This window comes from Corynebacterium doosanense CAU 212 = DSM 45436 (assembly GCF_000767055.1).
GTDB lineage: Bacteria > Actinomycetota > Actinomycetes > Mycobacteriales > Mycobacteriaceae > Corynebacterium > Corynebacterium doosanense.
The window spans coordinates 130,356-153,437 of record NZ_CP006764.1 but is presented as its reverse complement, the minus strand read 5'-3'; the positions used below and the strand labels follow the sequence as shown (position 1 = coordinate 153,437).

Annotated in this window: 21 protein-coding genes and 3 pseudogenes; 8 read left to right on the top strand and 16 right to left on the bottom strand. The window is 62.5% G+C overall.

What is annotated here, in order from left to right; translation table 11 throughout:
* Positions 1-68: 68 nt before the first annotated feature.
* From CDOO_RS00770 to CDOO_RS00755, 4 genes are read right to left on the bottom strand one after another with little or no spacing between them, the layout of a single operon-like run.
* Positions 69-896, bottom strand: a complete 828-nt coding sequence (locus tag CDOO_RS00770; protein WP_018022983.1) for a carbohydrate ABC transporter permease — start codon at positions 894-896, stop codon at positions 69-71.
* Positions 893-1,828, bottom strand: a complete 936-nt coding sequence (locus CDOO_RS00765) for a carbohydrate ABC transporter permease (protein WP_155861399.1) — start codon at positions 1,826-1,828, stop codon at positions 893-895. Before CDOO_RS00765 ends, CDOO_RS00770 begins: the two co-directional genes overlap by 4 nt.
* Entirely contained in the window at positions 1,810-4,080 is a 2,271-nt protein-coding gene (locus CDOO_RS00760; RefSeq protein ID WP_018022985.1) for an outer membrane protein assembly factor BamB family protein, read from the bottom strand. The genes CDOO_RS00765 and CDOO_RS00760 overlap by 19 nt, the downstream gene beginning before the upstream one ends.
* A gap of 19 nt (positions 4,081-4,099) precedes the next feature.
* Complete coding sequence (locus CDOO_RS00755; RefSeq protein WP_018022986.1) at positions 4,100-4,984, bottom strand: MurR/RpiR family transcriptional regulator; 885 nt, start codon at positions 4,982-4,984, stop codon at positions 4,100-4,102.
* Positions 4,985-5,108: 124 nt separating this feature from the next.
* Here CDOO_RS00755 and CDOO_RS13445 point away from each other — a divergent pair.
* Together CDOO_RS13445 and CDOO_RS00750 are read left to right on the top strand one after the other, a co-directional pair.
* Positions 5,109-5,452, top strand: a pseudogene (locus CDOO_RS13445) (DDE-type integrase/transposase/recombinase); the annotation flags it as partial.
* A 92-nt stretch (positions 5,453-5,544) separates the two neighbouring features.
* Entirely contained in the window at positions 5,545-5,823 is a 279-nt protein-coding gene (locus CDOO_RS00750; protein WP_162179678.1) for a Mu transposase C-terminal domain-containing protein, read from the top strand.
* Between the two features lie 236 nt (positions 5,824-6,059).
* On the opposite strand, the gene CDOO_RS00740 is transcribed toward CDOO_RS00750, so the two are convergent.
* Both CDOO_RS00740 and istA read right to left on the bottom strand, forming a co-directional pair.
* Positions 6,060-6,806, bottom strand: coding sequence for an ATP-binding protein (locus CDOO_RS00740; RefSeq protein ID WP_018023087.1), 747 nt, complete (start codon positions 6,804-6,806; stop codon positions 6,060-6,062).
* On the bottom strand, positions 6,803-8,365 hold the full coding sequence (gene istA / locus CDOO_RS00735; RefSeq protein WP_038573144.1) for an IS21 family transposase: 1,563 nt from the start codon (positions 8,363-8,365) through the stop codon (positions 6,803-6,805). Before istA ends, CDOO_RS00740 begins: the two co-directional genes overlap by 4 nt.
* 135 nt (positions 8,366-8,500) lie before the next feature.
* Here istA and CDOO_RS00730 point away from each other — a divergent pair, with 135 nt between their 5' ends.
* From CDOO_RS00730 to CDOO_RS00720, 4 genes are all read left to right on the top strand, one after another.
* Positions 8,501-9,220 (top strand): AAA family ATPase, encoded by a 720-nt coding sequence (locus CDOO_RS00730; protein WP_018023084.1) that lies wholly within the window; start codon positions 8,501-8,503, stop codon positions 9,218-9,220.
* Between the two features lie 117 nt (positions 9,221-9,337).
* Entirely contained in the window at positions 9,338-9,697 is a 360-nt protein-coding gene (locus tag CDOO_RS00725) for a hypothetical protein (RefSeq protein WP_038573141.1), read from the top strand.
* A gap of 132 nt (positions 9,698-9,829) precedes the next feature.
* Positions 9,830-10,600, top strand: a complete 771-nt coding sequence (locus CDOO_RS14055) for a ComEC/Rec2 family competence protein (protein WP_155861413.1) — start codon at positions 9,830-9,832, stop codon at positions 10,598-10,600.
* 13 nt (positions 10,601-10,613) lie between these two features.
* The gene (locus tag CDOO_RS00720) at positions 10,614-11,324 is read left to right on the top strand and encodes an IS6-like element ISCef5 family transposase (RefSeq protein WP_038573139.1); all 711 of its coding nucleotides are present in this window, start codon (positions 10,614-10,616) and stop codon (positions 11,322-11,324) included.
* Here CDOO_RS00720 and CDOO_RS13440 read toward each other — a convergent pair.
* Both CDOO_RS13440 and CDOO_RS00715 read right to left on the bottom strand, forming a co-directional pair.
* Positions 11,238-12,407 carry a serine hydrolase domain-containing protein gene (locus CDOO_RS13440; RefSeq protein WP_081957025.1) on the bottom strand — a complete coding sequence of 390 codons (1,170 nt, stop codon included), beginning with the start codon at positions 12,405-12,407 and terminating at the stop codon, positions 11,238-11,240. The two genes, CDOO_RS00720 and CDOO_RS13440, sit on opposite strands and share 87 nt — an antisense overlap.
* Positions 12,408-12,565: 158 nt before the next feature.
* Positions 12,566-13,255 carry a DUF998 domain-containing protein gene (locus tag CDOO_RS00715; RefSeq protein ID WP_026159522.1) on the bottom strand — a complete coding sequence of 230 codons (690 nt, stop codon included), beginning with the start codon at positions 13,253-13,255 and terminating at the stop codon, positions 12,566-12,568.
* Positions 13,256-13,287: 32 nt separating this feature from the next.
* Between CDOO_RS00715 and CDOO_RS14160 the strand changes: the two genes are divergently transcribed.
* Entirely contained in the window at positions 13,288-13,905 is a 618-nt protein-coding gene (locus CDOO_RS14160) for a TetR/AcrR family transcriptional regulator (protein ID WP_081957024.1), read from the top strand.
* Here the strand turns inward: CDOO_RS14160 and CDOO_RS13430 are convergent.
* Together CDOO_RS13430 and CDOO_RS00695 are read right to left on the bottom strand one after the other, a co-directional pair.
* A pseudogene (locus CDOO_RS13430) lies at positions 13,819-14,528 on the bottom strand (IS6-like element ISCef5 family transposase). The gene CDOO_RS14160 and the pseudogene CDOO_RS13430 sit on opposite strands and share 87 nt — an antisense overlap.
* Positions 14,529-15,949: 1,421 nt before the next feature.
* Positions 15,950-16,528 carry a TetR/AcrR family transcriptional regulator gene (locus tag CDOO_RS00695; RefSeq protein ID WP_018023074.1) on the bottom strand — a complete coding sequence of 193 codons (579 nt, stop codon included), beginning with the start codon at positions 16,526-16,528 and terminating at the stop codon, positions 15,950-15,952.
* 73 nt (positions 16,529-16,601) lie between these two features.
* Between CDOO_RS00695 and CDOO_RS00690 the strand changes: the two genes are divergently transcribed.
* Positions 16,602-17,009 (top strand): VOC family protein, encoded by a 408-nt coding sequence (locus CDOO_RS00690; protein ID WP_018023075.1) that lies wholly within the window; start codon positions 16,602-16,604, stop codon positions 17,007-17,009.
* Positions 17,010-17,290: 281 nt separating this feature from the next.
* Here CDOO_RS00690 and CDOO_RS00685 read toward each other — a convergent pair.
* The 6 genes and pseudogenes from CDOO_RS00685 to CDOO_RS00655 all read right to left on the bottom strand — a co-directional run bounded on the left by CDOO_RS00685 (position 17,291) and on the right by CDOO_RS00655 (position 22,792).
* Positions 17,291-18,000, bottom strand: a pseudogene (locus CDOO_RS00685) (IS6-like element ISCef5 family transposase).
* 336 nt (positions 18,001-18,336) lie between these two features.
* On the bottom strand, positions 18,337-19,086 hold the full coding sequence (locus tag CDOO_RS00680; RefSeq protein ID WP_020384715.1) for an alpha/beta fold hydrolase: 750 nt from the start codon (positions 19,084-19,086) through the stop codon (positions 18,337-18,339).
* The gene (locus CDOO_RS00675) at positions 19,083-19,613 is read right to left on the bottom strand and encodes a PadR family transcriptional regulator (RefSeq protein WP_018023091.1); all 531 of its coding nucleotides are present in this window, start codon (positions 19,611-19,613) and stop codon (positions 19,083-19,085) included. The genes CDOO_RS00680 and CDOO_RS00675 overlap by 4 nt, the downstream gene beginning before the upstream one ends.
* Before the next feature lie 256 nt (positions 19,614-19,869).
* Complete coding sequence (locus tag CDOO_RS00670) at positions 19,870-21,063, bottom strand: IS256 family transposase (protein WP_425389146.1); 1,194 nt, start codon at positions 21,061-21,063, stop codon at positions 19,870-19,872.
* A gap of 97 nt (positions 21,064-21,160) precedes the next feature.
* Positions 21,161-22,365 (bottom strand): IS3 family transposase gene (locus CDOO_RS00665; RefSeq protein WP_425389143.1). Its coding sequence is split into 2 segments (ribosomal slippage): positions 21,161-22,071 and positions 22,071-22,365, totalling 1,206 coding nucleotides; the frame shifts between segments, so codons are not numbered across the junction.
* Positions 22,340-22,792 (bottom strand): hypothetical protein, encoded by a 453-nt coding sequence (locus CDOO_RS00655; protein WP_018022900.1) that lies wholly within the window; start codon positions 22,790-22,792, stop codon positions 22,340-22,342. Before CDOO_RS00655 ends, CDOO_RS00665 begins: the two co-directional genes overlap by 26 nt.
* Positions 22,793-23,082: the final 290 nt, after the last annotated feature.

Genomic DNA, 23,082 nt, shown 5'->3' with positions numbered 1-23,082 from the left:
TGATTACTGGGGATGAAGTGTCGGGGTGGAGAACTGTCGGAGGAGCGGATGAGAGATCCCGTGTCATGTCAGCCCGGAGCCTCCCCACCCGCTATCCCACGGGCGAAGTGCTGCTGGGCAGCCAGGAACAGTGCGATCATCGGAAGTGTCACGATGAGTGCCCCGGCGCTCAGCGCGCCGTAGTCGGTTCCGGTCTCTCCCTGCTGGAACACCGCCAGTGCCAGCGGCGGGGTGTACAGGGCATCGGAGCGGGCGATGAGCAGTGGCCACATGTAGTCGTTCCAGTGTGCGAAGACGGACAGCACCGAGAAGGTCGCGATCGCAGAGCGGGAGTTGGGGACGACGACATGGACCAGAGTCCGCCACAGACCGAGACCGTCTGTCCGGGCAGCTTCGAGGAGAGTGTCCGGGATGGTCACCATGTGCTGACGCAGCAGAAACAGTCCTATAGCCGTCGCCGTGAACGGGATCACCAACGCCGCGAAAGTGTTTCCGAACCCCGCACTCCCGATCCCGATGTACAGCGGCAGTGCAGTCGCCTGGCCCGGGATCAACATACAGGCCAGAACCAGCCCGAATGCGGCATTACGACCGGGGAAGTCGAGCTTCGCGAGAGCGAATGACGCCGGAATGCTCACCGCGAGCTGAAGCACGAGAATCAGCGCCGTGACTACGACACCGACCAGCATCGCGTGTCCGAGCCCACCCCGTGTCCACGCCTCAGAGAAGTTGGCGAGTGTCGGGTCCGGAGGAAGGAGGCGGAGCCCTGAGTCAACCTGATCCTCCCGACCCGCAAAGGCGGTACGCACCATCCAGAGGAACGGTGCCAGAGAAATGACGACAGCGATGAAGAGGACACTCCACCTGGTCACGGTGCTGATCACGGTGCTGGTCATGACTTCTCCTCCCCCGTCTGCGGGACGCCTGCCGCTGACGGACGTTCGCTACGTCGGGAAATCCGCCGGTGGATCACCCCTGTGAGAATCAGAACCGCGATGAGCATGGTGTTCAGCGCAGCTGCCTGCCCCAGGTCGAAGTACTCGAACCCGAGTTTCCAGGCCATGGTGAGTACGGTCTCACTTGAACCGAGAGGCCCACCGTCGGTCATCATCCGGACGGTGTCGAAAACCTGCGCACACTGGAGAACCGCCATCACCAGGGCGAATGCACTGACAGGCCGGAGGAGTGGAAGAAGTACGTGACGCACTCGGGCTGCACCTGTGACACCGTCCATGTCAGCGGCCTCCTCCACCACCGTCGGTATGCTGCTGAGGCCCGCGAAGTAGATGAGGAACGTGAACGACACCAGTCGCCACAGTCCGACCAGAGCGACCGTGGGAAGAGTCAGGGAAGGGTCACTGAGGAAAGCCACCGGTCCCAGACCGAACACTCCCAGCACACTGTTCAACGGGCCCGAGGGGCTGGCGAACACCGACCGGAACACCACTCCCATGGCAACAAGATTCCCTGTGTACGGGAGGAACAGCAGTACCTGGAGCAGACGCTTTCCCCTGGTGGCTGAATGGACCAGCAGTGCCAGGAGGAAGCCGAGGACCAGACCGGGGATCACGGTGATCACCGAGTAGACCAGGGTGTTCAGGATCGCCTGGCGGACCGCCGGATCCGCGAGAACGGTGCCGTAGTTGTCGAGCCCTGCCCACCTCCACGAGGTCTGCGACCCGATCCTGATGTTGAACAGGCTGCCCACCAACGCCAGCAGACCCGGCAACAGAATGAACAGGCTGACCGCAACGAGCGCAGGTGTGGCGAAGGCGAGCCCCACTATCCGGCGGCGACGCCCCGGCACGGTCACTGCAGCGGATAGCATCGCACACCCCCGTCCGACTCCACTGTGACCATCAGGAGTCCCGGCCCGTGGCCCACCGGCCCCGGGATCGGGGTGGCCGTGACCGGTGCGCAGGTGGGGACGACCCGACGCAGCTCACCGGTGGATACATCGAGGACGACCACCGAGGCGCACAGTGTGGGAACAAGGATCTCCTCCCCTGCGAGCGCGGGAGTGGCGGACAGCGGCTCCGGCGTTCTCCGGGAGGTACCGCGACAGACGAGTGGAGCGCCGGAGGAGTCCCGGGACCAGTTCCAGGTCCACCGGGTGTCCCCGGTGTCCACGTCGAGGAGTGATACCTCACCTGACGAGTCGGTCACGACAACCCCGTCGGGCACGCACAACGGGGACGCTTCATTCCACGGTCGCCGGGAGAGTCGCTGCCACTCCACCGTTGCGGTGAAAGGGTTCAGACGGGATGTTCCGTTCAGAGTCGTGTAGATGATCCCGGTCGGGGCCGCCCATACAGGTGTCGCCACCGGTAGAGCTGCACGCGAGAACGGGCTTTCGCCGGTAGTCCGGGACTGTTGCTGAGCATGTGCGGTAGCGAGGTCACCGCCGGTTGCAGCGTCCAGCACGCTGATGCGCTCCGGGGCGGGAAAAGACCCCACAGCCACTCTCGAACCGTCCGGGGCAGGGGAGGCCATGGTGATGAAGGTCTGGTAGTTGGCCAGGTCCCGGCGACGCCACCGGAGTGTGCCGTCGTCCAGTGAGATCCCGACGACATCGGAGACATCTCCAGCAATGACCGTTCCCTCGGTGACTGCGGGGGAATGCAGGGAGAACCGTCGCATGGGATCGGTGGAATCGAAGCGCCAGAGGAGTGTCCCGGCCGTGTCGTCCACTGCTATCACAGACCCGTCAACCAGACCGATCACCGCGACAGGACTGCCGTCCACCGAACCTCGAACGGGAGCGTCGGCCGCAGGCCATGTGTCGAGGTCGAGCTCCCATACGGTGCGTCCGGTGGCGAGGTCGAGGCAGGACAGTCTGCCTTCACCACCTTCACAGGCCCTGTAGGCGACCAGAGTTCCCGCGGTACCCTGCCCTGCGGCTACCGCCCGGTACCCTGTGGTGTCAGGTTCGTGCTGCCACAGTGGTGTGACCGGAGCAGGGGTGTCCTCCGCGGCAGCCCGACCTGACCCGGCGCTTCCGGCGGATCCTACGGTCCCGCCGGATCCGGCAGGCGGAAAGCTCGGACCGGTTACCACGGTGATCTGTTCGCCGTCCCACTCCACGACCCGGTACCCGGCCACCGAGTGGTCGATTCCGCCGAACATCGCCGGCGGAGTATTGACGTGGAGGACGTCGTCAGTCTTCACGATCCGGTCCGTGTGACGGTGTCCGGAGAACGTGGCTTTCGGCGGATACGGTGCGCTGCCGAGGAATTCTCTGGTGGGCTGGTCGTGGTACAGCAGAATCCAGGGACGTTCCCCCTGCCCCCCGGCATTCCAGGCGGCGAGATCCGCTGCCAGCCAGGAGCGCTGGATCCCGGCGTCCAGGTCAAGTTCATCGGTCAGCCAGTCCATGCAGACTACGTGGAGCCCGGGAAGGTCGAATGAGTACCAGCGAGGTCCCATCCACGTTTCATAGGCGGCGGGGTCACCGGTGTGGATCTCGTAGCCGGTCCGGCTAACAGTGCTGTGGTAACGGTCACCTGCCATGTGGTCGTGGTTGCCGGGAACGGTGTGCCACGGCCGGGGGCTGTGCGACAGGGTCCGGAGGAGTTCACGGTACTGGTCGTCGACGCCGCGGTCGGTGAGATCCCCGGTGATCATGAATGACGCCACGTCGGTCTGCTCGGCGATGCGCCGCAGCAGCGCACCCAGCACTTCGGCATCACCGAGCTCAGCCGGTTGCGGATACATCGCAGCGCCACCGATGTGGAGATCTGTGAGATGGGCGAAACGGTAGGGAAGAGCGGTCGCTGCGGGATCTGTCGCCCGTTCCAGGACGAACCGCAGGTCTTCTCCGCTACGTGTGCGGCAGAACCAGCGGTCTGCGGTTAGGCCGGCTGGAACGGTGACGGTGATGAAACCACTGCCCGGAAGCGCACCGCCGTTGTCCGGGTCACCGTTGAAAGAGAATGCCCCGTTGTCATCGGTGAGCGTCACTCGTAGCCCGTCGCTGACCGAAATTCTCGGCAGTGGCTGTCCGAGTGAATCGACCACTGTACCTCTGACGGTGTCGGACGGCGTGTCGTCTTCACGGTCGTGCTGTGTCGGAGTGTCCATGTTGGATCGTCTCTCCTGTTCAGATCCGGTTGGCATTGACTATGGAGTCGACCCGGAGCTGTGCGTCAGGTGCTCCTGTGATCCGGTTCCGGAGACCGGTGAGAAGGGTGTCGAGCACTGCGAGATGGACGATGCGGCTCACGACGGCTTCCACCTGGTGATGGGTTTCCGCACTGCCTGCGACGATCACCGAGTCCAGCAGTTCGGTAACCGGTGACGTCGCGAAGCTGGTGACCCCCACGGTGACTGCTCCCCTGTCACGGGCGGTCTCGACGACCCGGAGCGTGGGAATTGTGGAACCTGTGTGGCTGATCGCGAGGCACACGTCTCCTTCGCCCAGGGATCCGGCGAGGACCTCCTGGAAAATGAAGCCCGCCTCGAAACGGGCGTCGATACCGAGTGCGGTCATGCGGTAGGCGGTGTCCCAGGCCAACGGTGTGGATGTTCCCGCCGCGGCGATGAGCACACTGCCTGCCGACGCGATGATGTCGACGACCCGTTCTATCTGGTCGGTGTCGATGACCCTACTCGCAGCGGTGAGAGCCTCACCGGTCTGTATGAGGGTTCTGCGGTAGCGGGCTGAGTCACTGCCACCGTCTCCGGCACCGGCGTCCTCCGCCTCCGACGGAGCGGGCAGTGTCCGGGAGAGCAGAAGTTTGAACTGCTGGTACCCGGTGACGCCGAACCGTTGACAGAACCGGGCCACCGAACCGACCGATGTCGATGATGCGTCGGCGAGCTGGGAGATGGACATTCCCATCACCTCGACGGGGGAGGTCATGATGAATCGGGCGACCCGGGCCTCCGAACCGGAAAAGGACGGTAGCCGGTGCCGGATTTCCTCCAGTACCGGTGTGCGACGGCCGAGGATGGCGTCGCGGAAGTCACTGTCTGTGTCATTCACGCCGTGAACGCTAACGCCCGAAGATGAACCGCAGCGTAGGTCGGAATGAACGGTGGATGAATCTGCCATCTATCCGTCACTTCTGGAAACATGCTCCTGTCTGGACCAGGAGGACACCCCCGCCCTCAGATCCAATGCGTCAGCCGGGTATCCCAGAGTGATCAACACCGATAAAGCACCCTCCCTAGCCAGGGCAATCACCGAGTTGAAGTCAGAGGGAATCTGCCCGCCAACAGTGGAACACCGGCAGGTGAAATACCTCAACAACATCCTGGAAGGCGACCATGGTCGGCTGAAGCGGATCCTCGGGCCGAAAGGCGCGTTTAAGAACCGGACATCTGCATATCGGACGTTGAAAGGGATGGAGGCGATGCACTCATTGCGGAAAGGGCAAGGCACGATGTTTGACCTCACGGGCAACCGAACCCGGACGCGGTGATCGTCAACCGGGTCTTCGAGACGGCCTGAGAACGCCCACACGCAGCGGCCATCAGGGAATGAGAAACTGAGTCTTCGCTGCTCTCCGCCCAACTTTGCAACAGCACCTCAAAGAACAGGTCGTGATCCGGTACGACCCCCGCGACATCTCCGAAATCCACGTCTTCCACAAGAACCAGTACATCTGTAAGGCCGTGGACCCCGATCACGCATCGGCCACAGTCAGTCTCAAAGACATTCAACACGCACGCGCAGCCCGCCGACGCGAGCTACGCGGCCAGATCACCGAACGCATTGCCGTCGTCGCCAGCCACGAAGACCCCTCGTTTCCGGCCCCGCCGGCACCGACCCCACCAGCCCGGAGGAAGACGAAGCTTCGCACCTACCTGGAGGATGACTGATGTCTCCGCAACGGTTCATCGCCACCAAACAGCACCGGAGATTCGTCGAGTTCGCCGACGCCGTACGCCGGCAACGCACCATTGGCATCTGCTACGGCCAAGCCGGGATCGGTAAAACACTGTTGAGTATTCGTAGGTGTGAAGGCCACCCGATCGTGTGGTTGGGGGCCAGCGATATTGCCTGCGGGGGCCGGCAGCCGTCGTGATGGGGGCCACCGGCGTCCGCAGGACAATTCCTACTGGCTCATGGTGACGTGCTCGCGCATGTTGTGGGTGCCGGTGTCGACCCAGATCGTGTTATGCACGATCCGGTCCATGATCGCATCGGCATGCACCCCGGATCCGAGCCTTTGATGCCAGTCTTTTTTCGCGTACTGGGTGCAGAACACCGTCGACGCGGAGTCGTAGCGGCGTTCCAGTAGTTCCAGCAGCATGCTGCGCATGGCCTCATCCGGGTGATCCAGCAGCCACTCGTCGATAACCAGGACGGTGAATGCGGCGTACTTCTTGAGGAACTTCGTCGTCCCCTGGGGTTTGTCGCGTGCGGTGGCCCAGGCTTCCTCCAGATCCGGCATTCGGATGTAGTGCGCCCGGTACCGGTGCTGGCAGGCCTGCTTCGCCAGCGCGCACCCCAGATAGGATTTCCCTGACCCGGTGAACCCCTGGAACACGACATTCTGGTGGCGCTCGATGAACCCGCAGGTCGCCAAGGTAGCCAGCAGGTTGCGATTCAGTCCTCGTTGCTCGACCAGGTCGATCCGACGCAGATCAGCTGCCGGGTAGCGCAGGCCGGCCCGGCGGATCAGCCCGTCGACCTTGCCGTGGGTGAAGGTGGCATACGCCTCATCGACGATCAGGTGCAGCCGTTCCTCGAATCCCATCCCCAGGACGAGGTTCTCGTCTTCGGCGTCGATGGCCTCCAGCAGGGCGGTCGCGCCCATGTCGCGGAGTTTGCGTGTGGTTTCCATGTCGATGCCGCTCATTTCACGTCTCCTGCGTAGTAGTCGGCGCCGCGGACGAATCCGCCTTCCTCGACCGGTTCCTCCCGTGGTGGGCGTTGCCGGGTGGCCTGGTCCTGCCCGGTGGCCAGGATCGGGTGCAGGTGCACGTACCGCGGGGACCGGACATGCCCGGCCAGCGCCAGCCTGCAGGCGTCCTCGACCCGCTCGGCGGAATACCGCCGCGTCAACCGCAACACCGCCAGGGCGGCATTCAGGCCCTGCTCGTCGACGGCCACCGATTCGAAGATCCGGTTGACCACCACCGTCGCGGACGGGCCGACCCGGCCTGCCCACTCCCGCACGCGCGGGGCGTCCCACGGTTGGTAGCGCTCCCCGGCGGGTAGATCAGCGTCGTTGGTGCGGTACTGATTGGCTGATCCCTCGGGAAACAGCAGGTGGCTGCTCACCCTTTGCTGGCCGGAGTAGATCTGCAGGACACGGTCGGTGATCCGCAGATCTACGCTTGTGCCGATATGGGTGACTGGCACCGAGTAGAAATTCTTCTCCCACACCACGTGCCCGTTGCGCCCGACCCTCCGGCCGTAGACCCACCGGCTGATCTCATAGGCGACCTGCGGAAGCCCGGTCAGCAGGGGTTGTTCCTCGGTGGTGAACACACTGGCCCGGGAGCCGTCCCGCTTCTGGAAAGGCTCGGCGTTGTAGGCCGCGACCTGTGCGGTGACCGCGGCCGTCAGCTCCGGCAGGGATGTGAACTGCTGGTCGCGTAGCCGGGCGATGACCCGCATCGCGACATGCCACACGGTGTTTTCCACGCTCGGCTTGTCCTTCGCTTTGCGTACCCGGCCCGGCAGCACCGCGGCCGAGTAGTGTGCGGCCATCTCGCGGTAGGCGTCGTTGAGGACGATCTCACCGTCGCGGGGATGGGTGATCACCCCGGTTTTGAGGTTGTCGGGCACGATCCGCGGTACCGATCCGCCGAAGGCGGTGAACATCGCGACATGGGCCCGCAGCCAGGACTCCTGCGTCATGTCCAGACTCGGGTAGACAAACGAGTAGCGGCTAAAGGGCAGGCACCCGACGAACAGGTACACCGGCCTCGGGGTACTACTGATCGGGTCAAGCAGGGTCATCGTCGGCCCGGACCAGTCGACCTCGACGCTCTGGGCGGCCTTGTGTCCCACCCTCGACGCTGCTCCCGTGACCAGGACGTGGCGCTGGTAGGTCCGGCAGAACCGGTCGTAGCCCATCGCCGGCGCTCCGGTGGCGACGCATTCATCGGTGTACTCGCCGTGCAGCAGCTTCAGGGTCACGCCGACCCTGGCGAGTTCCCGGTGGATTTTCTCCCAGTCCGGTTGGGCGAACACGCTGTGGTGCTGTCCCCGGCCCGGGAACAGCAGGTCATAGACCTCGTCCTCGGGACGCTCGGCGACATCATCCCAGCTCACACCCGCGGTGTCGGCGGCTTCCAGTACCGCGGTGATGCTTTTTCGGGACATGCCCTGCGACGCGGCGATCGTGCGTCCGGACAGGCCCTCGGAGCGTAGCTGCAGTATCAGCTTCGCTCTGATCTTTCGTACCATTGGCTTGCTCCTTCCGCCGTGTGCCCTATACACACGGCGGGAGGAGCGTAAGCGTGGTGGCCCCCGACCGCACCACGAGTGGCCCCGACGCCTACGAACCCGTCCTCAGCCTGCCGGCCCCCGGACACGCGACCGGTGGACCCCAGTAAAGCGAATATTCAACTGTCTGCCAGACGGTATGCGAACTGGCACAAAGCCGAGCGACTCCTCGAGGAATGGGGACCACGCGATGACTCCGATTTCCCGATCTATGCCGCGCTGGCCAGGAAACGGACAGTCTTCTACACCCCCGCGGTCCTGAGCACTCCGCGTCAGGTCAGAGACGATCTCACCGGCCTGACGGTCCAGGTATCTGCGTGCATCGACGAGCATCTGATCAACACCGGCGAGCTGCAGACACGACCCAGGAACCTGCGCAAGTACGTCGAGCTGATCATCATCGACGAGTCCGACCGCCTCAATGCCACCGCCCTGGAAATGGTGCGAGACCACTACGACCGCGACAACGTCGCCGTCATCCTCATCGGCATGCCCGGGATCGAGAAGAGATTCAGCCGCTACCCGCAGCTCTACAGCCGCGTCGGATTCGCACACGAATACCGGCCACTAAGCAAAGACGAACTGCGATTCGTGCTCGAACGTCGCTGGCCCAAATACGGGCACCCCCTCGACCCCGACGACTTCACCGACGCTCAAGCCCTCGCCGCGATCGCACGGATCACCCGCGGCAACTTCCGCCTCGTCGACAGACTGTTCACGCAGATGGAGCGCATCATGCAGATCAACGAGCTCAACACCATCACCGACGACGTCGTCGAAGCCGCCCGATCCACCCTCGTCATCGGCATCACCTGACACCGCCAAACGAACCTGCGAAATCCCGCCAAACGAAGTTGAGAGTCACAGGTGGGGGTGCCAGCTTGTCGATAGGCTGGAACTAACCAAGTGCTACAGAAACAGAAAGGTGGGACGGTGGTTAACTTCCCTGCCCCTGAAAAAATTGTTCGAGATTGGATTCGAAATCGCTCCGAGGCGGGCGTGGTTCTCGCCCAAGCAGTCACCGACATCATCGCCGATGACGCCCATATGACAATCCATATCAATCCGGAGGGTATAGCTCGGGCTAAGGAATGGCCCGCCGCCATTGCAACTTACCCGGAGGGGATCGCCGACTTCTACGCCACTCAGTTCGGGCCGACCAACGACCAAGCCGACTACCTGCGCAAGCATATTTCCACCCTTGAAGTTGTAGATGCAGAAGGCAATCGCATCGGCAACATAATCGACACTGCAAAGTACCGGCAGCGGAAAAACCCTGACCTCCATGCATAACTTCATCTCAATTGGTGAGGTACCGCAGGTAGAAAACGGCAGGCGCACCGCGTACCTGGTACTGGTCGGTTAGAGAATCGGAATAAAACTGCTCACCAGCACAGTGAGCCACAAGCGCTAGAGGAGCATGACGTGTACGAAGTGGATTTTCTTCCCGTGGAGGCCGCCGACGGCCCGAGCGAGAAGAGCGGTGATGCCATCACAGTTCGCTTCACCCGGGCACAAGATGGTTCCCAGCGGGTGATGGTAATCGACGCTGGTTTCTCAGATGTGGGACAAGATGTTGTCGATCATGTGGGCAAATATTATGGCACTACGCACGTCGACCTGGTAGTCAGTACACACCCGGATACTGATCATCTGAATGGTCTGAAAACAGTGGTGGAGCAGCTTGATGTGGACGAACTTTTGATCCACCAGCCCCGACTTCATGCCCAGTCGTTGGGGAATTTCACTAATTTGGATGCTGTAGATGAATTAATCGCCACGGCGAAAAAACACGGAACTAAGGTCACCGAGCCTTTCACCGGGTTGTCCAGATTTGAGGACCAGGTACTCATTCTGGGCCCGTCGGAATCTTTCTGCGAAAGCAAGCTTGCCGAACAGCTGGACGAGGAAAACAACCTCCGGGCGGCCCTGGAACGATATCTCGCTGCATCGTCCCTGGTATCGACGAACGCAACTGATCCGCTTAGCAAAACGCAGACCTGGTATCCCCCGGAAACGCTCGATGAGGATGGCGAGACTTCCCCGCGCAACGAAACCTCAGTCGTCATGCTTCTACGCTGCGACGAACGGCGGCTGCTCTTCACGGGAGATGCTGGCCTGGAAGGATTAGGGCAGGCTGTAGATTACTACGAGAGGTGCTGTTGCAAAGTTCGGGCGACAGGAAGACCTGCGTGAAATAATCACAGCCATGGGCATCTTCTCCGGTCGTCATTTCCCCCGTGAAATCATCCTGTGGGCGGTCCGGTGGTACTGCCGCTACGGGCTCAGCTACCGCGATCTGGAAGAAATGATGACCGAACGCGGCGTACCGGTCGATCACAGCACCATCTACCGCTGGGTCCAGAAATATGCTCCTGAGCTGGACAAGCAGACCCGGTGGTACCGACAAGTCCCGGATTGGCAGGCCCGGTCCTGGCGGGTGGACGAGACCTATATCCGGGTCGGGGGAAAGTGGTGCTACCTCTATCGGGCAATCACCGCGGGCGGGCATACCCTGGATTTTTACCTGTCCCCAAAGCGTAACGTCGCCGCAGCGAAGCGTTTCCTGGCCAAGACCCTGAGGTCGAACACGATAACCGGGTCCCCGCGGGTGATCAACACCGATAAAGCACCCTCCCTGGCCAGGGCAATCGCCGAGTTGAAGTCAGAGGGAATCTGTCCGCAGACCGTGGAACACCGGCAGGTGAAATACCTCAATAACGTCATTGAAGGAGATCATGGGCGGCTGAAACGGATCCTCGGACCGAAGGGGGCGTTCAAAAACCGGACCTCGGCGTACCGGACGTTGAAAGGGATGGAAGCGATGCACTCATTACGGAAAGGGCAAGGCACGATGTTTGCCTACGGGCAACCGAACCCGGATGCGGTGATCGTCAGCCGCGTGTTCGAGGCTGCCTGAGAACGCCGACCCGCAGCGAGCATCAGAGGATGAAGACTGGGTCGTCACGGCTCTCCGCCTGAAGTTTGCAACAGCACCCACCGCCGCATCCAGCATTGTCATCGCGACGGGCTCGATGTCCGCGTCGGGATACGGGCTGACCACCGAGATGAACGCCCCTCGTCGGCGCTGGCGATCCAGCACCATGTGAGCGCCGAATCCGGAGGCGTAACCGTTGTGCCACACCAGGGGTCGATCGGATCTGTCTTCAACAAACCACCCCGCCGCGACAGATTCAGTGTCATCAGTGAAGCGCACTCGGAAAGCATCCTCGTAGACACAGTCATCGGCGAGAAGGGTTGACATGACCGTGGCGAAATCATGGGCGCTTCCCCTGATCACTCCGGCCGGTCCATAGCCTTGCCCGGTCCAGGGCAGTTGGTCAGTGCCCCACACGGTGACAGCGTTGAGGTCATGCGGGAGGTTTCGCTGTGCAGGTTGCTGAGCGCGCAGGCGTGAACACCCCAGCGGTATCGTCAGCCTGTTTCGCACCAGCGTCGGGTAGTCCGCCCCGTCGGCGGCCGCTAACGCGTGGCCCAATGCTGAGGCAGCGAGGTTGGAGTAGCTGAAGCGCCCGGCATGACGGACACGCGATCGGCGAAGTTGGTTCATCAGATCGGCGAGGTTCTCGGGTTGTGGATCACCACCTGTCAGTACAGCACTGAGCGCTCGGGCTGCTGAGCGGATTCCCCCGCCGGTGGCAGGCAGTCCTGAGGTGTGGGTCAGACAGGACTCCAAAGTCGCTTCACCGGCAGCTGTTCCGGCCAGGGGGAGGTAGTCTTCGAGCCGGTCGTGCGGTGAGATCAGCCTGGTCTGCACCATGTCGGTGTAGATCAAGCCGTTGAGGGCTTTGCTGATTGAACCGATGTGGAACGTTTTCTGCAGGTCGCACCCGATCGTGGCGATGCGAGTGCCTGCCGGGCCGACTGTGGCGAGACAGGCGGCATAGACGGGGCGCTTGAGCGGCAAGGAGTTGAGTAGAAGGCCTGCCAGAGCGGTGTCACCGTCTGTCGTTGATGCGTTTGTGAGACAGGCGGGTTTCATACCTGTTCACCCTACCGGCGACGCGTCTCACGAGTGGACACTCTGAGGGCGCCACACAGCGATCAAGATGTCACGCCATTTAGCGGACAAAGTCACAGCTGGTGGGGCTGCGCTGGCTGGTGTTCCGTAAGCCGATCCCTGAGCGGGAACGGTGAGCATCACGTTCCTCGTGTTCGGACCGAAGGCCGTTCAGCAGGCGTCGGAGCTTGATCGCGAAGGCCGCGACCCATCAGGAGAGTTGCTCCTACGAGGACCGTCCAGATGCTGAGGATGTCAAAGGAGAGTCGTTCGGTGCCGCCGAAACCCAACCAGGGCACCTCGGTGCCCTCCAGCGCCGCGACGAACGCTGCGAAGCCGACCAGTGACACCACTAGCGCCACGATCGTGAGCCGGCGGAAGTGTCCTGGTCCAGCGACCATGGCGAGCAGTCCCATGGCCAGCCACTGCGCGACTGCCTGGCCGAGCGCGGCGCCGTCATGCACGTCAGGATGCGTATCCCACGGTGCCAGGCCGACTATCGCAACCAAGAGCCCGGTCAGCGCCATCAAGATCGTTCCGGCACGTCCTGCGCGACTGTCCCACCAGCCGTGCAGCAACACCGCGCCGATCATGATCAACACACCGGAGGCGACCATGCCTGCGTTGAATAGCGGGTGCCACGGAGAGCAGACGTCGCGCATCTGCTTGCCCTGTTCAGAGAACTGTCCACAGATGGTGACACCGAGGTCGCTGATGGCATTGTCAGTCATTGAGTACCCCTGGGGCCACCGCAGCGCGACCAGCAGCTGCACAGGGAACAGCACGGCGCTGGCCATCCAGGCCACCGCTCCGGCGCGGTATCGGTTCACGACATCATCCTCCTTGGGTACCATACGACCGTATGGGCAATGTAACGACGGCCGCGCACGATCACAACCCCGCGCACGCGGCGCGGGGAGCACAGCTGGTGATGGACGCTGTGGTGCGAGTACTGGTCCGCGACGGCCTCGACGGCCTGTCAGTACGCCGGGTGGCCGCCGAGGCAGGCATCTCGATCGGCGCCGTCCAGCACCATTTCGCCACCAAGGACGCCCTGCTGGTCGCCGCCGCCGAGCACGTGACCACCCAGTTCAAGTCGCGCGCAGACGAGTTGACCCGTCGGGCACTGGCCGAAGAGGGACCAACCGCTGCCTTCCTGGTCTTCTGCCAGCTCCTGGCCAACGCCGTTCAGGGTTCCGATGAGGAGACCGAAGACACTGCCGCCTCGATCATCTGGTTGTGGTATGCGGCGAAGGCCACCCAGCGTGGCGTCGTCGCCGATGCCTTCACAACCGGATGGTCACAGACCGAGAAGGGTGCTGTTGCAAACTTCAGGCGGAGAGCCGTGACGACCCAGTCTTCATCCTCTGATGCTCGCTGCGGGTCGGCGTTCTCAGGCAGCCTCGAACACGCGGCTGACGATCACCGCATCCGGGTTCGGTTGCCCGTAGGCAAACATCGCGCCCTGGCCTTTCCGTAATGAGTGCATCGCTTCCATCCCTTTCAACGTCCGGTACGCCGAGGTCCGGTTTTTGAACGCCCCCTTCGGTCCGAGGATCCGTTTCAGCCGCCCATGATCTCCTTCAATGACGTTATTGAGGTATCTCACCTGCCGGTGTTCCACGGTCTGCGGACAGATTCCCTCTGACTTCAACTCGGCGATTGCCCTGGCCAGGGAGGGTGCTTTATCGGTGTTGATCACCCGCGGGGACCCGGTTATCGTGTTCGACCTCAGGGTCTTGGCCAGGAAACGCTTCGCTGCGGCGACGTTACGCTTTGGGGACAGGTAAAAATCCAGGGTATGCCCGCCCGCGGTGATGGCCCGATAGAGGTAGCACCACTTTCCCCCGACCCGGATATAGGTCTCGTCCACCCGCCAGGACCGGGCCTGCCAATCCGGGACTTGTCGGTACCACCGGGTCTGCTTGTCCAGCTCAGGAGCATATTTCTGGACCCAGCGGTAGATGGTGCTGTGATCGACCGGTACGCCGCGTTCGGTCATCATTTCTTCCAGATCGCGGTAGCTGAGCCCGTAGCGGCAGTACCACCGGACCGCCCACAGGATGATTTCACGGGGGAATGACGACCGGAGAAGATGCCCATGGCTGTGATTATTTCACGCAGGTCTTCCTGTCGCCCGAACTTTGCAACAGCACCGTCAACACGGTGCTTCCACCACCGCCAGAGCCCGTTCCTCCTCTGAACGAGGAAAAGCTTGCCGCTAGCTGATGTCGCCGCTCCTGCAGCCGCACCCAGAGCACCACCACCCAATGCACCGACCGCACCCATGGAACCACTGAGCATCGGCGCTGCTGCTCCTCCGCCTGCCTGAGCCGCCAGTGGGACAATCGCGCGCACGAGCGCGGGCGCGGTGAATCCCGCCAGACCAATCATCAGTGCGTTGATCACTGCTGCGCTCACGTCCTGGCCGCTCTGGTTATCAGACACGTTCCACAGGACCACCGAGTAGAGAAGGGCACTGACGGGTTTAAATGCGATTCCTGTCAAGAGGTAGGCCACCAAGTGGTTGAGACCTTGGCGTCCGGTTTCCGTGAAAGACAGGGCAGCGAAGAGTGGAGTAAGGCCGGCGACAATCGGAATGACCAGGACTCGCGTGACTAGCGCGAGGATCTGCACAGCAGAACCAGCCAGGGCTACACCGGAGAGGAACAAGGTCAGGATGGGCCCAAATCCGGTCCCTTCCAGCGCGGTGAGATTAACGAATGCTTCCGGCGACGCTGCGCCGAACTGCGCCATGATCTCGTCAGCGAGCGTGTCGCTGGCCATCATCGCCCCAGGGACGATCACGGGCACAGCAATCGAGAAGATGATCCAGCGGACGGTGTTGTTTTCCCTGTTCCAGAATCGGTTTCTTTACGCGAACGGTTAGAAGTAAGAATTGCCCGGTTACTTCTAGATGGCAAACTAGTTTTTCACCCTTTTATCGAAAGTTTTAACGGGACTCTAGCATCCGACGTCGAACGGGAGACTATCGAACAACTTGAAACGGGTGTCTCGTTTCTTGTAGACAATTACGATCTCAAAATGAGGATACTTAACCGGAAGGTTTCGTTAGGTCCTGCTAGATTCCATGCCTCTCACGCATTGGCAGAAGATTTCGCTTCCTTAACCGAAGCCATCGGTCGGGACTCCTCTGAGGGGATCCCGTTCAAAATGAAGACAGCTCCTGGTAAGGGGGTTAAGGTTTTCCTCCTTTCCAGGTTGCGTTCTACAGACACCGATCTGGTGGTCACCCCCTGGGGACTCCCGGGTGTGTCGGAACATCATGAACTGAAAGGTACGACTCCGCCCCCACCAACCCCCTTGAGTTAGCGGTGATCCCAGCAACTGACCGGCCAGGAAACGGCAGAGTCTCTTCTGCCGGGCGAAGGAGATCGCCGCTTTATCTAGGGCGTGTCTCCCATATGCATCGTGAGGTTCGCGGCAGTCTGGTGGGGTGAGGTCGACGGGTTCTCGACATCGTGCGAATCTCTGGAAAGCTCGCCCACGCTCCAGGGCCGGGTCTACGAGACGTAGGCCGTGAGTAGTCTGTCGAGAACCCTGTGGGACTGCCGGCGAGCCAGGTCGATGTCATCGTGATGGGCAGTCCAGAGGGCTGCCTCGTTCATTGCGCCGGAGAGCTGCGCGGTCGACGCATCGAGGATCTCCTCTCCAACTCCCGCCTCGCGTAGTGCCTCTCGCAGATGCGTCGCCGAATTCTCCGCGTCGAGTCGGCGCCACTCCTGCCAGCCGGTCACCGCAGGTGCATCGATGAGCAGGATGCGCATGGCGGCCCCGTTCGTGATCGCATCGAGGAACGCGTGCGACCCGGCCCTGAGTTGTTCGAGAGGCTGCGGGTCTGCATTCTCCGCTGCCGCGACGACGGCTCGTGCGACGTCGGCTTGGAGGCGGGCGACGACCTCGGCGAACAATGCGACCTTGTTCCGGTAGTGGTGATAGACCGCTCCTCGCGTGACCCCGGCGTCCCGGGCGACGTCGTCGACGGAGACTTCACTGAAGCCTCGTACCGAGAAGAGCTCTTTCGCCGAATCGAGGATGCGTTGGGCTGTCTGGGCGGCGTCGGCTGCGGAGGCGCGGGGCATGGTCCTCTTCCTTTACGTACAGTGTGTATGTATGCTGGCTTCGTTACATTCACATCGTACGTAAAGGAGTACAATGTCCATCACCAGCCTCTATCCCGTGCTCATGTCTCGCGATGTCGACGCCGCGGCGTCCTTCTACCGCGACGTCATCGGTTTCGAGACGACCTTTGAATCGGACTGGTATGTCAGCTTGCGCTCGGGCGCGTTCGAGCTGGCGATCTTGGCTCACGATCACTCCACGGTGCCGGCCGGATACCGTGAGCTTCCCCGAGGAGTGATCGTCAACCTCGAAGTCAGCGACGTCGATGCCGTCCACAAGCAGCTGGCCGGCAAGACAGATGTGAACGTGGTGTTACCGCTTCGCGATGAGGACTTCGGCCAGCGGCACTTCATCGTTGCTGCCCCCGACGGTGTGCTGCTCGACATCATCCAGCCCGTGGCCCCCAGCGAGGACTACGCGAGCGCGTATGCGCAGCCATAGCGGCTCCCGTTCGGCGAGACCGTGGGTCCGGTCACCTCAGGTCTCGCCGAAGGGGAACGAAGACGGCGAGAATCGCCGCGATGACCGCGTATGCCACGAGCATCGCAGCGCCGACCGCAGGTGAGACCATCGTCGCGGGCGTCAGTGCTGTCTGGCTCGCGATCGCGCCACTGGCGAGCTAGTTCGCCGTTACGAACACCGCTGGTGCTGTTGCAAACTTCAGGCGGAGAGCCGTGACGACCCAGTCTTCATCCTCTGATGCTCGCTGCGGGTCGGCGTTCTCAGGCAGCCTCGAACACGCGGCTGACGATCACCGCATCCGGGTTCGGTTGCCCGTAGGCAAACATCGCGCCCTGGCCTTTCCGTAATGAGTGCATCGCTTCCATCCCTTTCAACGTCCGGTACGCCGAGGTCCGGTTTTTGAACGCCCCCTTCGGTCCGAGGATCCGTTTCAGCCGCCCATGATCTCCTTCAATGACGTTATTGAGGTATTTCACCTGCCGGTGTTCCACGGTCTGCGGACAGATTCCCTCTGACTTCAACTCGGCGATTGCCCTGGCCAGGGAGGGTGCTTTATCGGTGTTGATCACCCGCGGGGACCCGGTTATCGTGTTCGACCTCAGGGTCTTGGCCAGGAAACGCTTCGCTGCGGCGACGTTACGCTTTGGGGACAGGTAAAAATCCAGGGTATGCCCGCCCGCGGTGATGGCCCGATAGAGGTAGCACCACTTTCCCCCGACCCGGATATAGGTCTCGTCCACCCGCCAGGACCGGGCCTGCCAATCCGGGACTTGTCGGTACCACCGGGTCTGCTTGTCCAGCTCAGGAGCATATTTCTGGACCCAGCGGTAGATGGTGCTGTGATCGACCGGTACGCCGCGTTCGGTCATCATTTCTTCCAGATCGCGGTAGCTGAGCCCGTAGCGGCAGTACCACCGGACCGCCCACAGGATGATTTCACGGGGGAATGACGACCGGAGAAGATGCCCATGGCTGTGATTATTTCACGCAGGTCTTCCTGTCGCCCGAACTTTGCAACAGCACCGAATGGAATGGGAGGCGTGGAGACGTGTGATACTTCCGTCGGAAGTGTCGGCGATTGCAGATGATCTAAATCAGCTCACCGAGGCGGACTTCGTGCCCCACTTCACTAGATTCAAAGATGATTCGGAAGAGTCCAGAGCTTCTGAATGCGACTACGTCATGAATTACCTAGCAGAAGCCAAGATATTTGTGGGGCACGTGGAGGCTATGGGCCGTGGTTTTGTTTACTCGATAGCCTGACCCCTTGATTGGGGACCCACATCTTTCACTATGACCTTCACGTCTAAGGCCACTGGCCGGAATCGGCGAACGTGGTGACCATCCGGGTGAACAGGTCCGGATCCTCGACGCTCCACGCGTGATGCAGCTTGGGAGCGATCCAGGTCTGCGTCTGGGGCAGTGCGGCCCTGATCGCGGGAAAGGCCTTTTCCGCAGAGGCGGACTCCCGCTCGGCCGCCACGGCCAGGAGCGGGCCCGGGTAACTGAAGGCGCCCTGCGGCAAGGTTCCCTCCCGTATCTCGGAGAACATCCGCTTGTTTGACGCCGAATCCGGGGCGGTGGCGCAGTCGACGAACAGCGTGCGGTCCGCGGCGGGGATGCCGAAGGCGAACGACTGTAGGTGCCAGAACCATCGGCGATGCCACAGCGGAACGGTGAGGCCGACGCTGCGACCCTCCCAGCGACTCAGGCCGATGGCGGTCACACCGCTGACGACGCAGGACAGTGCAACATCGGGGTGGCGCTGGAGGAGATGCAGTGCCACATGGCCGCCCAGCGAGAGCCCCACAATATGGGCGCGGCCGTCAACGGCGCGTTCGCGAATTATTCGGGCGATGTCGTCGGCGGCCTCGGCCACCCCGGGCCAGGGTTGCGATGCCCGGTGTCCGTAGCCGGGAAGGTCGGGAATGAGCAGATGCCGATCGGGCAACGCTTCCACCTGCCCGGCCCAGGTCCAGCCGCCCATGTTCCCGCCGTGCAGGAAGATGATGGTCTCCCCGGTGTGGGGTCCACGTTCGTCGGGGTAATCCATCATCGGGGGCTCCTGAATCGGTCGTTTCGTGCTCGGGTCGCGGCGATCCATTCCAGCTCGGACTCCGCCTGTGTGATGCCGTAACGAAGGGTGGATTCACGGAGGAACTCTCCCCAAGTGTCCTCGGTGGCGTGGATGGAGCGGAGGGTGTCGAGGATCTTCTCGGCTGCTTCCTGGCGTTCGGTCAGCAGGCTGTCAACGCCGTCGGGACCCAGCGGCTCGGCGAAAAACATCCGAGCGAGGAACGGCTCCTTGTGGCGTTCGGGTTCGAGCGGGGATTCGAGCCACGCCATGAACTCCTCGCGGCCGGCGTCGGTGAGGGTGTGAACCTTCCGGTCGGGTTTGTGGTCCTGCGGAATGCGTTCGGTGTCGATTGCGCCGTCAGCGGATAGTCGGTCGATAGTGCGATAGATCTGCGATTGGTCGGCGTACCAGAAGTGGGCAACTGACCCGGCGAAAGCTCGACCGAGGTCGTATCCGGTCGAGGGTCTCAGTGACAGGAGGCCGAGAATCGCTTGGCGGAGTTCCACGTCACGAACGTAACAGTCCATATAGGACTGTGCAAGTATTGGACGAAACGAAAACTGGCGACTGGCCTGGCGCGCCGGACTGTGGTGAAGTGCATGCAGTTAGGTCTGGTCGCAGAGTGTGTCGCGTGGAGTGGTGATTGTCTGTGTCTGGCGGTGGAGCCAGTTCCGGCAGAAGGTCGGGCCCCAGGTCCAGGATTCGTGCCAACGCCAAAGCGATAGTGCCCCGTGGCGTGGTGGAATTCGGATCGGTGTCTGGTCAGTCGCAGTGATCAACGAGTTCCGTGGGTTGATCATAACCACTACCGGTGTCGAGGGCTTGTTGCTTGGCGGCGATGACGGCTCGGAGCTCAGCCATCGAGGTGTCTGACAGGTAGCGGCGGCCGACTTGCCATTCGTCGTGTTGGTCGATGACCACCGAGGTTGCCAGCCGTAGGAACGCGGCCGGGTTGGGGAAGATCTCCACGACGTCAGCACGGCGCTTGATCTCCTTGTTCAGCCGCTCGATCGGGTTGTTGGACCAGATCTTCTGCCAGTGCCCTTTCGGGAATGCGGTGAAGGCCAGCACGTCGGTCTTGGCCTCCCGCATCATCGCTATGACCTTGGGGAACGAGTCGGCGAACGTGTCGGTGACCTGGTCCCACTGTGCGGCCACGTCAGCGGGGTCGGTGTGGGCGAAGATCGTCTTCACGGCGGCGGTCACCGCGGGGGCGTGCTTGGACGCGACAGCGCCGTGCAGGTTGCGCATGAAGTGCACCCGGCAGCGCTGCCACGCAGCCCCGACGAACTGCTGCGCCACGGCCGCTTTCAGGCCCGCGTGGGCATCGGAGATGACCAGGTGCACCCCGGTCAGGCCGCGGGCCTTGAGCGAGCGCAGGAAGTCCGACCAGAACTCATAGGATTCGCTGTCCCCGACGGCGGTGCCGAGCACTTCGCGGGTGCCGTCGACGGAGACTCCGGTGGCCACGACCAGGGCGTGCGAGACCACGTGCGCACCGATCCGAACCTTGCAGAACGTGGCGTCGGCGAACACGTACGGGAACTGGGTGTGCGCCAGCGTGCGGGTGCGAAACGCCTCCACCTCGGCGTCGAGGTCAGCGCAGATGCGAGAGACCTCGGATTTGGAGATGCCGGTGTCAACGCCGAGTGCGCGAACCAGGTCGTCGACCCCGCGGGTGGACACGCCGTGCACGTAGGCCTGCATGATCACCGCGTACAGGGCCCGGTCGACCCGGCGGCGACGCTCGAGCAGGGCCGGGAAGAACGAACCCGAGCGCAGCTTCGGGATGCGGGCCTCGATATCACCGGCTGGCGTGGAGACCGTCTTGGTGCGGTGCCCGTTGCGGTGGGTTGTGCGGCCCTCTGAGCGCTCGTAACGGTCGGCCCCGATCTTGGTGGCGGCCTCGGCCTCGATCAGCGCTTGCAGGCCGGCACGGACCAGCTCGGCGAACATCGCCTGCGGGTCCGCGGACAGCAGTGCATCCAACTGGGCGTGTACGCCAGAATGGGAGTGGGGGGGTGTCCCCCTTTGAGTGGACACGCAGGATTGATCAAGCAGCGGGTGCCACGGTAACAGCCGCGGCGCAGTGTTCGAAAGCTCTCGGCGATAAGTAACTGATCCCGGAGTGCCGACGACATGTGTTGTACCTCGTGATCGACCGGAACACCTCCCGTCGACACTGAACCGGCGACGCCCAACCACCAGAACCTTGCAGCGTCTCCCGCTTCAGCGAGGCGTTGAACGACTCAGCCATCGCGTTATCCGCACTCGATCCGATCCGGCCCATCGACTGGCGGATCCCCAGCCTCCGGCACGTGGTCTGGAACGCTGAGGAGGTATAGACGCTGCCGTGGTCCGAGTGAAATATTGCCCCGTCCAGGGAGCCTCTCGTGCGTGCCGCGTCCTCAATCGCGTCCTGGACGAGACTGGTACGCATGTGGTCCGCAAGCGAGTAGCCGACCAGACGCCTGGAACAGACGTCGATGACCGTGGCCAGGTACATGAATTCTCCTTTCCCGCAGGGCAAGTAGGTGATGTCGCCGATATAGAGCTGGTTGCAGTCCTCGGCGGTGAAGTCTCGGCCGACGAGGTCGTCGAAGACCCTCGCGTCCTGGTCCGGGATGGTGGTGCGTTTCTTCTTGCGCAGGTTCACCCCGGCGATCTGGTGCTGGCGCATGAGACGTTCGATGCGTTTGTGGTTGACCGGCGTGGGCGCGGTGTCGTTGATTTCGGCGGTCATGCGGCGCACTCCGATCGTGGCATCGAACTCCTCGTGGTAGTCCCGCATCTGGGCCACCAGCACCTCATCGGCGTGCTGGCGCTGCCTGCGGGCAGGCTTGCCGTCCCGCCACTTGTAAAAGCTTGACCGGTTCAGATTAAGGACATGACACAACCGCTTCACCGAGTAGGTGGTGGCGTAGTCGTCAACGAACTGGAAGCGGATCACCAGGTCGTCTCTCCCGCGAAATACTTCGCGGCCTTGCGCAGGATATCGCGCTCGGTGGAAAGCTTCTGGGTCTCCGAGCGCAGGTGCTGGACTTCTTTGCGCAGGCGCAGCAGCTCGTCGGTGGGGTCCTCGGCGGTGCGGCTGGGCGGGACGCCGCGGGCCCTGCGGGCGGCGTAGACCCAGTTCTTCAACGTCGCCCGGCTGATGCCGAGGTCCACGGCGATTGAGGAAAAAGAAGCGCCCTTGGTGTCCTCGTAGAGCCGGACCGCGTCGGCTTTGAACTCATCGGTGTAGGTGTTCTTCGGCATGGTGGTCTCTCGCATTCTCCGGCCCATTCTGGGCCAGGGTCAGCGTGTCCACCAAACAGGGGACGGCCCCGTACCGGGTGTCCCCCAGCTGGTAGTCGCGAATGATCGCCGGGATGGCCTGGGGGTACCGGGCGTCGAGGTTCGAGGCGATGCCGTCGTGGCTGACGCGGATCATCTCGAAGACCTGCGCCTTGTCCTCCGGGGCGCCATACTTCAGCACCCAGTAGCCGAGGTAGAGCTTCGACAGCGACAGTGCCGGACGGGACTCATGGGCGTTGGCGGTGCCGGCCCTGGTTCCGTCGGTGTACTGGATGGCCACCTGCGTCCGGCCCGGAACCGCACCAAGATCCTGCGCTGAGGCGGCCGGGGCGGCGGCGAGTCCGACGAAAACGGCGAGGGCCGCCGCAATAGCGAGAATCTTTTTCATTCTCCGGAGTATAAGCAGAAGTGCCAACGAACTGTCATTGTCCGGGTTATGCAATACCCCTAAAAGTGACCGATTTGCGGAATATATGGTCGGATTCTTGAGGCACGCCCTTCTGAAAGTCTTCGCCTCATAAGGCGTACGGACGCGCGCCCTGCAGTGGTCTGCGAGTATGCAGCCGCATAATCGACAGCCCTCCACGCTGCGGCGCAGGACTATGGCCACGGCATAGTGAACAAACGAGCGCCCCGACAACCCAGGAGTATGCAGCCGCATACTCCCGGACGGCCTGA

Bases quoted from the DNA above. Each gene is read 5' to 3' on its own strand.
- CDOO_RS00770 (WP_018022983.1), bottom strand. From the start codon at position 896: ATGACCAGCACCGTGATCAGCACCGTGACCAGGTGGAGTGTCCTCTTC.
- CDOO_RS00765 (WP_155861399.1), bottom strand. From the start codon at position 1,828: ATGCTATCCGCTGCAGTGACCGTGCCGGGGCGTCGCCGCCGGATAGTG.
- CDOO_RS00760 (WP_018022985.1), bottom strand. From the start codon at position 4,080: ATGGACACTCCGACACAGCACGACCGTGAAGACGACACGCCGTCCGAC.
- CDOO_RS00740 (WP_018023087.1), bottom strand. From the start codon at position 6,806: ATGAGCGGCATCGACATGGAAACCACACGCAAACTCCGCGACATGGGC.
- istA (WP_038573144.1), bottom strand. From the start codon at position 8,365: ATGGTACGAAAGATCAGAGCGAAGCTGATACTGCAGCTACGCTCCGAG.
- CDOO_RS00720 (WP_038573139.1), top strand. From the start codon at position 10,614: ATGGGCATCTTCTCCGGTCGTCATTTCCCCCGTGAAATCATCCTGTGG.
- CDOO_RS13440 (WP_081957025.1), bottom strand. From the start codon at position 12,407: ATGAAACCCGCCTGTCTCACAAACGCATCAACGACAGACGGTGACACC.
- CDOO_RS14160 (WP_081957024.1), top strand. From the start codon at position 13,288: ATGGGCAATGTAACGACGGCCGCGCACGATCACAACCCCGCGCACGCG.
- CDOO_RS00695 (WP_018023074.1), bottom strand. From the start codon at position 16,528: ATGCCCCGCGCCTCCGCAGCCGACGCCGCCCAGACAGCCCAACGCATC.
- CDOO_RS00690 (WP_018023075.1), top strand. From the start codon at position 16,602: ATGTCCATCACCAGCCTCTATCCCGTGCTCATGTCTCGCGATGTCGAC.
- CDOO_RS00680 (WP_020384715.1), bottom strand. From the start codon at position 19,086: ATGATGGATTACCCCGACGAACGTGGACCCCACACCGGGGAGACCATC.
- CDOO_RS00670 (WP_425389146.1), bottom strand. From the start codon at position 21,063: ATGTTCGCCGAGCTGGTCCGTGCCGGCCTGCAAGCGCTGATCGAGGCC.
- CDOO_RS00655 (WP_018022900.1), bottom strand. From the start codon at position 22,792: ATGAAAAAGATTCTCGCTATTGCGGCGGCCCTCGCCGTTTTCGTCGGA.